This is a genomic window from Bradyrhizobium sp. AUGA SZCCT0160 (genome assembly GCF_018130105.1).
Classification (GTDB): domain Bacteria; phylum Pseudomonadota; class Alphaproteobacteria; order Rhizobiales; family Xanthobacteraceae; genus Bradyrhizobium.
The window spans coordinates 26,676-38,003 of the sequence record NZ_JAFCMD010000003.1 but is presented as its reverse complement, the minus strand read 5'-3'; the positions used below and the strand labels follow the sequence as shown (position 1 = coordinate 38,003).

The 11,328-nt window shown below is 63.7% G+C and carries 15 protein-coding genes; 9 read left to right on the top strand and 6 right to left on the bottom strand.

Annotation, left to right across the window (positions count from 1 at the left end; genetic code table 11):
• Window positions 1–90: 90 nt before the first annotated feature.
• Window positions 91–1,050 (bottom strand): LysR family transcriptional regulator, encoded by a 960-nt coding sequence (locus JQ558_RS06390; protein WP_212293135.1) that lies wholly within the window; start codon window positions 1,048–1,050, stop codon window positions 91–93.
• A 123-nt stretch (window positions 1,051–1,173) separates the two neighbouring features.
• On the opposite strand from JQ558_RS06390, the gene JQ558_RS06385 reads away from it, so the two are divergent.
• From JQ558_RS06385 to JQ558_RS06370, 4 genes are read left to right on the top strand one after another with little or no spacing between them, the layout of a single operon-like run.
• Complete coding sequence (locus JQ558_RS06385; RefSeq protein ID WP_212293134.1) at window positions 1,174–1,995, top strand: SDR family oxidoreductase; 822 nt, start codon at window positions 1,174–1,176, stop codon at window positions 1,993–1,995.
• A 59-nt stretch (window positions 1,996–2,054) separates the two neighbouring features.
• Complete coding sequence (locus tag JQ558_RS06380) at window positions 2,055–2,582, top strand: YkgB family protein (protein ID WP_212293133.1); 528 nt, start codon at window positions 2,055–2,057, stop codon at window positions 2,580–2,582.
• 30 nt (window positions 2,583–2,612) lie between these two features.
• Complete coding sequence (locus JQ558_RS06375) at window positions 2,613–3,080, top strand: carboxymuconolactone decarboxylase family protein (protein WP_212293132.1); 468 nt, start codon at window positions 2,613–2,615, stop codon at window positions 3,078–3,080.
• Window positions 3,081–3,114: 34 nt separating this feature from the next.
• A complete protein-coding gene (locus JQ558_RS06370; protein WP_212293131.1) occupies window positions 3,115–4,110 on the top strand; it encodes a nitrilase-related carbon-nitrogen hydrolase in 996 nt (331 codons plus the stop codon).
• A gap of 102 nt (window positions 4,111–4,212) precedes the next feature.
• Here JQ558_RS06370 and JQ558_RS06365 read toward each other — a convergent pair whose 3' ends face one another.
• Window positions 4,213–4,680 carry a MarR family winged helix-turn-helix transcriptional regulator gene (locus JQ558_RS06365; protein WP_249142378.1) on the bottom strand — a complete coding sequence of 156 codons (468 nt, stop codon included), beginning with the start codon at window positions 4,678–4,680 and terminating at the stop codon, window positions 4,213–4,215.
• A gap of 48 nt (window positions 4,681–4,728) precedes the next feature.
• Here JQ558_RS06365 and JQ558_RS06360 point away from each other — a divergent pair, with 48 nt between their 5' ends.
• On the top strand, window positions 4,729–5,268 hold the full coding sequence (locus JQ558_RS06360; protein WP_212293129.1) for an ester cyclase: 540 nt from the start codon (window positions 4,729–4,731) through the stop codon (window positions 5,266–5,268).
• Window positions 5,269–5,292: 24 nt separating this feature from the next.
• Here JQ558_RS06360 and JQ558_RS06355 read toward each other — a convergent pair whose 3' ends face one another.
• Window positions 5,293–6,135: a methyltransferase domain-containing protein gene (locus JQ558_RS06355; protein ID WP_212274329.1), complete on the bottom strand. Its 843-nt coding sequence runs from the start codon at window positions 6,133–6,135 to the stop codon at window positions 5,293–5,295.
• Window positions 6,136–6,213: 78 nt separating this feature from the next.
• On the opposite strand from JQ558_RS06355, the gene JQ558_RS06350 reads away from it, so the two are divergent.
• From JQ558_RS06350 to JQ558_RS06335, 4 genes are read left to right on the top strand one after another with little or no spacing between them, the layout of a single operon-like run.
• Window positions 6,214–7,023, top strand: a complete 810-nt coding sequence (locus JQ558_RS06350; RefSeq protein WP_212213852.1) for a ComF family protein — start codon at window positions 6,214–6,216, stop codon at window positions 7,021–7,023.
• A gap of 59 nt (window positions 7,024–7,082) precedes the next feature.
• A complete protein-coding gene (grxC, locus tag JQ558_RS06345; RefSeq protein ID WP_212293128.1) occupies window positions 7,083–7,358 on the top strand; it encodes a glutaredoxin 3 in 276 nt (91 codons plus the stop codon).
• The gene (locus JQ558_RS06340) at window positions 7,355–8,233 is read left to right on the top strand and encodes a carbon-nitrogen hydrolase family protein (RefSeq protein WP_212213846.1); all 879 of its coding nucleotides are present in this window, start codon (window positions 7,355–7,357) and stop codon (window positions 8,231–8,233) included. Before grxC ends, JQ558_RS06340 begins: the two co-directional genes overlap by 4 nt.
• Window positions 8,230–8,709, top strand: coding sequence for a DUF1178 family protein (locus tag JQ558_RS06335; protein ID WP_212274249.1), 480 nt, complete (start codon window positions 8,230–8,232; stop codon window positions 8,707–8,709). The genes JQ558_RS06340 and JQ558_RS06335 overlap by 4 nt, the downstream gene beginning before the upstream one ends.
• 104 nt (window positions 8,710–8,813) lie before the next feature.
• Here the strand turns inward: JQ558_RS06335 and JQ558_RS06330 are convergent, their stop codons facing one another.
• The 3 genes from JQ558_RS06330 to JQ558_RS06320 form a co-directional block, all read right to left on the bottom strand.
• Window positions 8,814–9,713 carry a DMT family transporter gene (locus tag JQ558_RS06330; protein ID WP_212274250.1) on the bottom strand — a complete coding sequence of 300 codons (900 nt, stop codon included), beginning with the start codon at window positions 9,711–9,713 and terminating at the stop codon, window positions 8,814–8,816.
• A gap of 220 nt (window positions 9,714–9,933) precedes the next feature.
• Window positions 9,934–10,692, bottom strand: coding sequence for a bifunctional 2-polyprenyl-6-hydroxyphenol methylase/3-demethylubiquinol 3-O-methyltransferase UbiG (gene ubiG / locus JQ558_RS06325; RefSeq protein ID WP_212213837.1), 759 nt, complete (start codon window positions 10,690–10,692; stop codon window positions 9,934–9,936).
• Between the two features lie 16 nt (window positions 10,693–10,708).
• Window positions 10,709–11,176 carry a PH domain-containing protein gene (locus JQ558_RS06320; RefSeq protein WP_212213834.1) on the bottom strand — a complete coding sequence of 156 codons (468 nt, stop codon included), beginning with the start codon at window positions 11,174–11,176 and terminating at the stop codon, window positions 10,709–10,711.
• Between the last annotated feature and the right edge of the window lie 152 nt (window positions 11,177–11,328).

Here is an 11,328-nt window from a genome sequence, read left to right as displayed (position 1 = left end):
CCAGCCGGACAGCCCGATCACGTCGAAGGCGGCCTGGATCCGGCCGTCGGGATTGGCCAAACACTCGCGGCAACGAAGATTGAACTCTCCTCAACCCGCTGGCGCTGACCCCGTTCGCCCGCGCGGCGCGGCGCGTTTCGGCGGGTCGCCGAGCCGCGCCCTGAGGCGCGGTATCATGAAGTCAAGGAAAGCGCGCAATTTGACCGGCATGAAGCGATTTGGCGAGTAGACAAAGCCAACGGGCTGCGGTGGCGGCTGAAAATCCTGAAGCAGCGGCGTGAGATCTCCCGATTTGATCGCTTCGGCGACGTGGTAGGAAAACGCTTCGGTGATTCCAATGCCGGCACGCGCGGCATCGCAGGCCGACTCGAGGTTGCTTACGACGAGCCGCGACCGCACGGGCACGACGTATTCAGCCTTGTCCCGGCTAAATCTCCACGACGATGGCGATTGAAGCGGCGGATAGCTGATGCAGTCGTGCCTCGACAGGTCTTCGGGCGATCTGGGCGTCCCGCGAGATTTCAGGTAGGCGGGGCTCGCGCACATCACGCGCCGAATTTCTCCGATCCGCACTGCGATCAGACTGCTGTCGGCAAAGGTGCCGTGAAGGGCGCCGATGCGGAGGGCAACATCGACGTGCTCCTCCAGCAGATTGGCCGCGCGGTCCTGCAACGAGAGCTGGACGTCGACCTCCGGAAATGTCGCCAGAAACTCCGCCAGGACCGGTTGTAGATACATGCGGCCGAGGGCGACCGGCGCCGATACGCAGAGATCGCCGCGCGGCGTCGTGTACTCGCCGGAGGCGGCGCGTTCGGCTTCCGCCACATCGGCGAGAATCCGCTTCGCTGCGGCGATGTAGGAGCGTCCCGCATCCGTCGGCACGAGCGCACGGCTCGAGCGGTTGAACAGCTTGGTCTCCAGGTGCGCTTCGAGCTCGGAGACTTTCCGGCTGACCGTTGCGAGCGGCGTTTTCTGCCGGCGCGCCGCCGCCGACAAACTGCCGGCCTCGGCAACCGCCAGCACCACCGACATGGCTTCGAAGCGGTCCATTGGATGTTTCCATTTTGTGGAAGGGTCTTTCTCGATTTTACCAGATACCCATCGTTTTCGGAAGGGTCTAGTTACGGACGCACAGCAACGGACTGGCCCCAACCCGAATTCCAGGAGACCGACATGACCTCGATCCAATCCAAAGGCATCGCCTTCATCACCGGCGCATCGACGGGCATCGGCGCCATCTACGCCGACCGGCTGGCCAAGCGCGGCCACGACCTTATTCTGGTCGCCCGCAACAAGGACCGGCTCGCCTCCCTGGCGCGCCGGATCGCCGGCGATACCGGCCGCAACGTCGAGACGGTCGAAGCCGATCTCACCGTCGCTGCGGATCTTGGGCGCGTCGGGGACATCCTGCGGACCAACGCCGGCATCTCCATGCTCGTCAACAATGCCGGCGTCGGCGCCACGGGGCCGCTGGTCTCCTCCGACATCGACAAGATGGAGGACATGATCAGCCTGAACGTCACCGCGCTGACGCGGCTGACCTATGCGGCGGCGCCGGGATTTGTTGCCCGCGGCAACGGCACGATCATCAACATTTCATCGATCGTCGCGATCGCGCCGGAGGTGCTGAACGGTGTCTACGGCGGCACGAAAGCGTTCGTGCTCGCGTTCAACCACTCGCTGGTTCACGAGCTCACGGGCAAGGGCGTCCGCGTGCAGGCGGTGCTGCCGGGCGCGACGGCCACCGAATTCTGGGATGTCGCCGGCATGCCGGTTCATCATTTGCCGCAGCAGATGGTGATGTCGGCCAACGACCTGGTCGACGCCGCCCTCGCGGGCCTCGACCTTGGCGAGACCGTGACCATCCCGTCGCTGCCCAACCAGGCGGAATGGGATCGTTATGAGGCGGCGCGCCGCGCGATGTCGGACAAGATTTCGAGCGCCATCGCGGCCCCCCGCTACAACCTGCGCAACCACGAGCGCATCAGCGCCTAGCAACAAATTCAGCCGAACATTGAATTGAAACCAGCAGCACCCTGACAACGGAGTTCACCATGTCATACATTGCAACTCAGCTTCCGACCCCGGCACTAAGCCCATTTGTCCGCTGGCGTGATCATGCCGAACACCTGCTCGCCTACGCCGAGCCGGTCAGCCGCGCCGGGCTCTATGTTTCGCTCGCGGTCATCTACGCCTGGTTCGGCGGGATGAAGTTTACCGAATACGAGGCCAACGGGCTGGTGCCGCTGGTAGAGAACAGTCCGCTCGTCGGCTGGTTCTATGCCCTGCTTTCGGTCCGCGGTTTCTCCACCTTCCTCGGTTTTGTCGAGCTCAGCATCGGGCTCTTGATCGCCCTCAGATTGGCGAGCCCGATCTTTTCCGCGGCCGGCGGCCTGCTCTCGGCCGGGCTCTTCGTCACGACCCTGAGCTTCATGATCTCGACGCCCGGCGTCGTCGTGCCCGAGCTCGGCTTCCCCGCGATCTCGGTCGCGCCGGGTCAGTTCCTCCTGAAAGATGTCGGCCTGTTCGCCGCCTCCTTCTGGGTGCTCGTCGACTCGCTGAAGACCATCATTCGCAATTGATCTGCCATTCCGGACAGAAGGAGCACGAACATGAGCAAGCGATTGGACTACAATCAGATTGCACCGGCAGGCGTGAAAGCGCTGGGCGGCGTCTATGGCTACGTCATGCAGAGTGGCCTTTCCTCCACGCTGGTCGACCTGGTCTACTTGCGGATTTCCCAGATCAACAACTGCGCCTATTGCCTGGACATGCACACGCGCGACCTGCTCAAGAAGGGGCAGAAGATCGAGAAGCTCGCGCTGCTGCAGGCCTGGGCGGAAGCCGGCAATCTGTTCGATGCGCGCGAACGCGCCGCCCTGGCATGGGCCGAGACCGTGACCCGTGTCGCCGATACCGGCGTGCCGGATGACGCGTATCAGGCCGCCCGCGCCGTGTTCGAGGAGCGGGAGCTCGTCGACCTCACGATCGCGATCGGCCTGATGAACGCCTACAACCGCCTCGCCATCAGCTTTCGCAACACGCCGCAGGTAGCAATCGAGAGTTTGAAGGCGGCATAGTCCGCGAACAAGTCAGAACAGAAGGACCAGCAACATGAGCGTCATCGTCAGAGCCGCCGCCGTGCAGATCAGCCCCGTGTTGTACAGCCGCGAAGGGACCGTGGAGAAGGTCATCAGGAAGATCCGCGAACTCGGCAAGCAGGGTGTCCGGTTCGCGACCTTCCCCGAAACCATCATTCCCTATTACCCGTATTTCTCCTTCGTGCAGCCGGCCTATGCCCTCGGCAAGGAGCATCAGCGTCTGCTCGAGCAGTCGGTGACGATCCCGTCCGCCGAGACCGATGCGATCGGCGAGGCGGCGCGAGAGGCTGGCATGGTGGTCTCGATCGGCGTCAATGAACGCGACGGCGGCACGATCTACAACACCCAGCTGCTGTTCGACGCCGACGGCACGCTGGTCCAGCGCCGCCGCAAGATCACGCCGACCTATCACGAGCGGATGATCTGGGGCCAGGGCGACGGCTCGGGGCTGCGCGCCGTCGACAGCGCCGTCGGGCGCATCGGACAGCTCGCCTGCTGGGAGCACTATCTTCCCTTGGCGCGTTATGCGCTGATGGCCGACGGCGAGCAGATCCACTCGGCGATGTATCCCGGGTCGATCTTCGGTCCCCTGTTCGCGCAGCAGACCGAAATCAATGTTCGCCAGCACGCGCTCGAATCGGGCTGCTTCGTTGTCAGCGCCACAGGGTGGCTCGATGCCGAGCAGCAGGCGCAGATTGCAAAAGATACCGGCGGTCCTGTCGGGCCGATTTCCGGCGGCTGCTTCACGGCGATCATCGGCCCCGATGGTCAGATCATCGGCGAACCGCTCAAGGCCGGCGAAGGCGCGGTGATCGCGGATCTGGACTTCGCGCAGATCGACGCCCGCAAGCGACTGATGGACGCGCGCGGCCACTACAGCCGTCCTGAACTGCTTAGCCTGCTGATCGACCGGACGCCGACGGCCCACGCTCACGAGCGCGCGGGACACCCGAAGATCGAGGGATCGCGCGCCGTTGGCGGGAAAGAAAGTATCTCCGACGCCGCATGAGGACCGGTTTGCCACCTGGCGCCGAGGGCGGACATTTGGCGTCCGCTTCACCGCCGCCTCCAGACTCGCTTTCGCAGAGCCCGGCCGCAGCGATTGGTGGCGCTAGCGGCCGCCAGTTTCCTTCGCCAGTTCGGTCAGCTTCGTACCGACGTCGTGAAGTATCCCCTGGAATGTCTTCAGATCGCGTTCGGACAGGTTGCCGAACAGCAGTTTGGCAAACTCGGTCGTCTCCGATTGCAATCTTGCGAAGGATTTTTGCCCTTTCGCCGACAGAACAATGACGGCAGCGCGCCGATCCGTCGGGTGTGCCGTGCGACGGACAAAACCGGTCTCCTCAAGCGCATCGATGAGCGTGGTTACGTTACGCGGCGTGACCTTCAGTTCCGCGGCCAATTCCGCCTGCGTCATCCGCTCGGCCCCACCCAGCACCCACAACACTTGCGCCCTTGTTTGCGTCAGGCCGCGCTCGGCCAGGCCACGCTGCATATCCGCCGACATGAGCGTTGTGACCAGAAACAGCTGCGACAGCACGTCGCGGCAAAGTGATGCATTATCTACATTGTGTACCATATTCACGATATGCTCTATACCAATTCGATTGTCATTTGGAGTCCTGTCGTGCTCGCCACCAATACCGCTTCCCAGGGAAATATCGCATTGATGCGTAACGCCTTCGCCGCCTTGAGCCGCAGGGACATTGCGGCTGCCGCCGAGTTCCTGTCGCCGGACTTCATCATTAACTTGGCCGGGGTGCCGCATCAAATGCGCGGCCGGCGCACATGGCGCAGGAATTCGGAAGCCTTCTTCAACTCTTTTCCCGACATTCAGATCGAAACGCAGGACATGTTTGCGGCCGACGACAAGGTGGCGGTGCGTCTTCGCTTTACCGGAACGCACACCGGCGAGTTCCTGGGAAATCAGCCGACCGGAAAGCGCGTCGATTACCAAAGCTACGAACTGTACCGCATTGCCGATGGCAAGATCGCCGAGGAATGGATCTGCTCCGACATGCTGACGATCCTGACCCAGATCGGCGCATTTCCTGCCAGGCATCTCATGCTGATGTGGCTTGCCGGATACCGTGTGTGGTTTGCGGCGGGCGTCGGCCTGCTTGCGGGGGTGATTTCGACGCTGATGCTGTCCTCCATCGCAGCCTGACCAGACGGACCACGAATCACAATTCTACTTCGTCTTCCCCTTCACCGCCGCCTCCAGGCTCGCTTTCGCCGAACCCGGCCGCAGCGGTTTGGGCTGGCTCTCATGCGGCGCCCAGCCGGACAGCCAGATCACGTCGAAGGTGGCGCGGATGCGGCCGTCCGAATCGGCAAAGCGTTCGCCGTAGATCTCTGCCATCCGCAGCAGCGTGGCGCGGCGGGTCGGCACCCGCCGCCGCTCGACCAGGATGTTGGTCGCGCCCATCCTTCTCAGATCGGCCATCAGCGCCAACGCGCTGTCGTAGCGCACTATGAGGCGATCGACGTCGGTGACCGGCAGCGCAAAGCCCGCGCGCTGCAGCAGCGCGCCGACATCGCGCAGATCGGCAAAGGGTGCGACGCGCGGCGACACCCCGCCCTCGCATTCGGCCTCCGCCGCCGCAAAGGATTGCCGGAGTTCGGTCAGCGTATCGCCGCCGATCATCGTCGCCAGCAGCAATCCATCCGGCCGCAGCGCGCGCCTGATTTGCGCCAGCACGCCAGGTAGATCGTTGACGAATTGAAAGGCCAGCGCGGACACCGCGAGATCAAGCGATTCCGGCGCGAGCCGCAGCGTTTCCGTTTCATCCGGATCGATCCGGGTGATGGATTTGAAACGATCGGCCAGCGGCTTGCGCAGCAGCTCGCACGGCGTCCAGATTTCGGTGGCGTCGGAGAAATTTCGCATCACCGCCGCCAGCCGCTCTTCCATGTCCTCGGTGACGCGATCGAGCAGGAACGTCGCTGGCCCAAGGCGCTGCGCACGATCCTGCCGGGCGCGCAACAGCGCGCGGTCGAACAGGATGGGTGCGGTGGTCGGGTGCGAGGACATGCCGGTTGGTACGCCGATCGCCCAGTCTCTGGCAATCCGGTGCTTGAGCAGTTTGTTCAGCAGCGCTAGCCTCACCCCATGGACGCCGAGGCATCACCACCACGCTCCATTTCCGGCCATTTGCGCGGCGCGTTGAGCGCGTGCCGCGCGGTGTTCGCGCATATTCCAAGGCTGGCGCTCGACATTGCGCTGCCATCGCTGTGCGTGTCCTGCCGCGAGCCGGTCGATGGCGAGGGTGTCTGCGCCGAATGCTGGGCCAAATTGTCGTTCATCGAACCGCCCTACTGCCCGCGGCTCGGCATTCCCTTTGTGTACGACCCCGGGCCCGATTTGCTGTCGATGGAGGCGATTGCCAATCCGCCGGCCTACCAGCGCGCCCGCGCTGCCGTGCGCTACGACGATGTCGCGCGCACGCTGGTCCATTCGCTGAAATATCAGGACCGCACCGATCTGGCGCCCGCGATGGGGCGCTGGATGGCCCGCGCGGGCCAGGAATTGCTCGACGAGGCCGACGCGCTGGTCCCGGTTCCCCTGCATTGGCGGCGTGGCTGGAGCCGCCGCTACAACCAGTCCGGTGCGCTGGCGCGGGTGATTTCGCGTCAAACCGGGGTCAAACTGGCCTGCGAGGCACTCCGGCGGGTCCGGGCAACCGAACAGCAGATCGGGCTGTCGCGCTCGCAGCGGGCCAGCAACGTGCAGGGCGCGTTCAAGGTCGCCCCCGACCGCAGCGCCGACATCCAGGGCCGCCGCGTGGTCCTGATCGACGACGTCCTGACCTCCGGCGCCACGACCGACGCCTGCGCCCGTGCCTTATTGCGCGCCAAGGCCGCGCAGGTCGACGTGCTGGTATTCGCGCGGGTTGTGGACACCCACCGGGCTCCCATATAATTCAAAGACTTGTAATCCAAAGACTTGCCATTTCCGGAACTTGCGAACCAGAGCGCTCCATGACCGCTGCCGTTGAAATCTACACCCGCCCGGGCTGCGGTTACTGCACCGCGGCCAAATCGCTGCTGACGCGCAAGAATGCCGCGTTTACCGAACTCAGCGTATCCAACGACCCTTCCTATCGCGAACAGATGTACGATCGGGCCGGCGCCGGCGCGACGTTTCCGCAAATCTTCATCGGCGCAAACCATGTCGGTGGCTGCGACGAGCTTTACGCGCTGGACCGCGCGGGCAGGCTCGATGCATTGCTGGCGGGAGAAAAGGCCTCGTCATGAGCGCTGCCACGACCTTCACCGCCGCGATGGTGCAGATGCGCACCTCCCTGCTGCCGGAGCCGAGCCTCGAGCAGGGCATGAAGCTGATCCGGGAAGCTGTGGCGCAGGGCGCTGATTATGTGCAAACCCCCGAGGTGAGCAACATGATGCAGCTGAACCGCAAGGCGCTGTTCGAGCATCTGGCCAGCGAAGAGGACGACAAGTCGCTGAAGGCTTATCGCGCGCTGGCGGCGGAGCTGAAGATCCATCTGCATGTCGGCTCGCTCGCGCTGCGCTTCTCGCCGGAGCGCGCGGTCAACCGCTCGTTCCTGATCGGGCCTGACGGCAATCTGCTCGCCAGCTACGACAAGATCCATATGTTCGACATCGACCTGCCCGGCGGCGAGAGCTACCGCGAGTCCGCCAATTACCAGCCGGGCGAAACCGCCGTGATCTCGGACCTGCCGTGGGGCCGGATCGGGCTCACGATCTGCTACGACGTGCGCTTTCCGGCGCTCTACCGTGCGCTCGCCGAAAGCGGCGCGTCGTTCCTGTCAGTGCCGTCCGCCTTCACCAAAAAGACCGGCGAGGCGCATTGGCATATCCTGCTGCGCGCCCGCGCCATCGAGACCGGCTGCTTCGTGTTCGCCGCCGCGCAATGCGGCATGCATGAGAATAAGCGCGAGACCTACGGACACTCACTGATCATCGCGCCCTGGGGCGAGATCCTCGCCGAGGGCGGCGCCGAGCCCGGCGTGTTCCTGGCCGAAATTGACACCTCAAGGGTCGAGACCGCACGCAAAACCGTGCCGTCGCTGCAGCACGGCCGGCGCTTCGGCATCGCCGATCCCAAGGCCGGCCCGGAACATCTGCATCTGGTCCGGGGCTCGGCATGATCCGCTACAACCTGCGCTGCGAGCGGGGCCATGCTTTCGAAAGCTGGTTTCAGAGCTCGACGGCCTATGAGAGCCAGGAAAAGCGCAGGCTGGTGAGCTGTCCGTCGTGCGGCTCGGTCAAGGTCGAGCGCGCCATCATGGCCCCGCAGGTCGTCAGCAAGAAGGGCCGTGAAGATTCGCGTCGCGTGCCCGCTGCGGAAGTCGCAGGCCCGGAAGGTGCGCCCACCGAGGCCACGCCGCTGTTGATGGCGCAGGAGCTCGAGCTGCGCGCCAAGATCAAGGAATTGCGCGATCACATCACCAAGAACGCCGATAATGTCGGCGAGCGCTTTCCCAACGAAGCGCGCAAGATGCATTACGGCGATATCGAGCACCGCCCGATCTATGGCGAGGCGTCACCCGACGAAGCCCGCGCCCTGATCGACGAAGGCGTCGAGGTCTCGCCGCTGCCGGTGCTGCCGGACGATCGGAATTGACGCGCTTTCTGTAACTATTTTTCCGTCATTGCGAGCGTAGCGAAGCAATCCACACTTACTTCGCTGCTCGATGGATTGCTTCGCTTCGCTCGCAATGACGGTAGCTACGCCGCCACCAGCAGCGCCACCCCCGCCACGATCAAAACAATCCCCGACAATTCCCGCGCCGACATAGGCTGCTTGAACGAATAATACGCCACGGCTTGCGCGAACAGCACCTCGACCAGCGCCAGCGTGCGGACATTGGCGGCCGCCGTCAGCGCAAACGCCAGAAACCAGAATTGCGACGCGAATGCGCCCATGAAGCCCGCCAGCATCGAGGGCCTCCATAAGCCCAGGATCTTTCGGAGCACGTCGGGCGCGCGGAACAGCAGATAGACCGTCAGCACCAGCGTTTGCACGAACAGGCCGAACACCAGCGTGTAGGACGCCGCCGTGACGAAGGAAACGTCAGGCACCGTGATGATGGCGCCGCGAAAGCCGATCGCCGACAGCGCAAAGCAGCCGGCGGCGACCAGGCCGATGATGGTCGGCTTTAACTCGGCAAAGCCCTTTTCACCACCCGGCCGCAGCGCGGTGATGACAACGCCGATGGTCGCGATCAGGATCGCGACCACTTTCAGCACGGTGAGATGATCGCTGAGGAAGATGAAGCCGAAGATCGCGGTCTGGATCGCCTCGGTCTTGAGGTACGCCGTCGTCACCACGAACGAGCGGTCGTTCATCGCCAGCAACATCAGGCCCGTAGCGACAATTTGGCTGAGCGCGCCGAGCAACAGCCACGGCCAGAACGCGGCGGTCGGCCACGGGATGGGGTCGCCGGTCACGGCGATCACGACCGTGAAGAAGATGATCGAGAACGGGAAGCCGAACAGGAAACGGATATTGGTCGCGCCCCAGGTCCCGAGCGGCCCCGTCAGCGACCGCTGCATCGCATTGCGCGCGACCTGGCCGAGGGCTGCAATGATGGTGAAGGGAATCCAGAGCGAGGCAATCGTGAACATGAAAATACCGGCGGAAGGGTGCCGCACCGTGCCGGTCGCGGCGCACGGGGTCAACCGAAACGGCGCATGACAGGATTGCGTGTGATCCGAGTCTTAGCTGCGCTGCGGGAGAGTTGAGTAAGGGGCCAACAAATTCGGTTGTCATACGCGGGCTTGACCCGCGTATCCATCATCTTCGAAGAGTATGGATTGCCGGGTCAAGCCCGGCAATGACGCGCATCTACATCTCCTCGGCGACCACCATGTAGTTCACGTCCATGTCGGACGAGATGCTCCATTTGTCGGCGAGCGGACTATAGACCACGCCGGCCTGTTCGGTGATGGCGAGGCGGTTGTTGGCGAGGTGCTGCGCGAGTTCGTCGGGGGTGACGAACTTGTTCCACTCATGGGTGCCGCGCGGCAGCCAGCGCAGCACATATTCGGCGCCGACGATCGCCAGCGCGAAGCTCTTCCAGTTGCGGTTCAGCGTCGAGAGCACCATCATCCCGCCCGGCTTGAGCATCGCCGCGCAGCGGTCGAGGAAGACGCCCACGTCAGTGACGTGCTCGACCACTTCCATCGCCAGCACGATGTCGAAGCGCTCGCGCACGTCCATCTCCTCGGCCGTGGTGCAGCGGTAGTCGATCGACAGATGGCCCTTGTCGGCGTGCAGCTTGGCGGCGGCGATGTTGGTCGCGGAGGGATCGATCCCGATCACCTGCGCGCCCAGCCGCGTGAACGGCTCGCACAAGAGGCCGGCGCCGCAGCCGATATCGAGGATGCGCAGGCCGCCCAGGCAATTCAGGCTTTTGACATTGCGCTCGAACTTGCGGCAGGCGGCGTCGCGGATATAGGTCAGCCGCAGCGGATTGATCTTGTGCAGCGGGGCCATCTTGCCCTTGGGGTCCCACCACTCGTCCGACAGTTTTGAGAATTTTGCGACTTCGGCCGGGTCGACCGTGCTCCCCGATGCGCCGGCGTGATTTGTTTGCATGGCCATGGATGGCGCGCCGCTCCTATCGCGCGGTGATGGCATTGCGGAATTCCAGCGGCGAGGCAATCATTTTGATGATCTTGCCGCCTTCTCCGACGCCGAAGATCTCCACGTCGCCGTAGTTGAACAGGCGGCCAAGGATGCTCTGGTTGACGTCGACGCTCTCGACCTTGTCGAGACTCATCTCGAACGTCTTCCGCTGGATGAATCCGGTCTTGTGGACGACGCGCAGATTGGTGACGTCGATCTCGGTGATCCAGCGGTGGAACCAGGCGGTCACGGTCTTGTACGCCGCGAAAATCGCGACGATCGCCGCGAGCGACATGCAGACCAGCGCCAGGGGTCCCGGCGGGACCAGACCCGAGGCCACGAAGAGCGCAATCGCCACGACCCAGCCCACAATCGCCGGCAGGAAGAAAATCCAGTGCGCATTGCTGGAATACAGCACCTTCTCATCGGGCTGCAGGATATCGTCGATATAACGCCCCATCCACCTGACCTAAATTGCGCCTGACCTGAATTAACCCGCTACCACAGCATTTTGCGCCATTTTAGACCGAAAATGCACCCGGATGCTTGCCCCGGGACGCGCCGCTATGTATACGCCGCTTTCGGCCCGGACGCTCCATTTTCGTGCGGGCC

Bases quoted from the DNA above. Each gene is read 5' to 3' on its own strand.
- JQ558_RS06355 (WP_212274329.1), bottom strand. From the start codon at position 6,135: ATGTCCTCGCACCCGACCACCGCACCCATCCTGTTCGACCGCGCGCTG.
- JQ558_RS06335 (WP_212274249.1), top strand. From the start codon at position 8,230: ATGATCCGCTACAACCTGCGCTGCGAGCGGGGCCATGCTTTCGAAAGC.
- grxC (WP_212293128.1), top strand. From the start codon at position 7,083: ATGACCGCTGCCGTTGAAATCTACACCCGCCCGGGCTGCGGTTACTGC.
- JQ558_RS06330 (WP_212274250.1), bottom strand. From the start codon at position 9,713: ATGTTCACGATTGCCTCGCTCTGGATTCCCTTCACCATCATTGCAGCC.
- JQ558_RS06375 (WP_212293132.1), top strand. From the start codon at position 2,613: ATGAGCAAGCGATTGGACTACAATCAGATTGCACCGGCAGGCGTGAAA.
- JQ558_RS06340 (WP_212213846.1), top strand. From the start codon at position 7,355: ATGAGCGCTGCCACGACCTTCACCGCCGCGATGGTGCAGATGCGCACC.
- JQ558_RS06380 (WP_212293133.1), top strand. From the start codon at position 2,055: ATGTCATACATTGCAACTCAGCTTCCGACCCCGGCACTAAGCCCATTT.
- JQ558_RS06320 (WP_212213834.1), bottom strand. From the start codon at position 11,176: ATGGGGCGTTATATCGACGATATCCTGCAGCCCGATGAGAAGGTGCTG.
- JQ558_RS06370 (WP_212293131.1), top strand. From the start codon at position 3,115: ATGAGCGTCATCGTCAGAGCCGCCGCCGTGCAGATCAGCCCCGTGTTG.
- JQ558_RS06385 (WP_212293134.1), top strand. From the start codon at position 1,174: ATGACCTCGATCCAATCCAAAGGCATCGCCTTCATCACCGGCGCATCG.
- JQ558_RS06365 (WP_249142378.1), bottom strand. From the start codon at position 4,680: ATGGTACACAATGTAGATAATGCATCACTTTGCCGCGACGTGCTGTCG.
- JQ558_RS06350 (WP_212213852.1), top strand. From the start codon at position 6,214: ATGGACGCCGAGGCATCACCACCACGCTCCATTTCCGGCCATTTGCGC.
- ubiG (WP_212213837.1), bottom strand. From the start codon at position 10,692: ATGGCCATGCAAACAAATCACGCCGGCGCATCGGGGAGCACGGTCGAC.
- JQ558_RS06390 (WP_212293135.1), bottom strand. From the start codon at position 1,050: ATGGACCGCTTCGAAGCCATGTCGGTGGTGCTGGCGGTTGCCGAGGCC.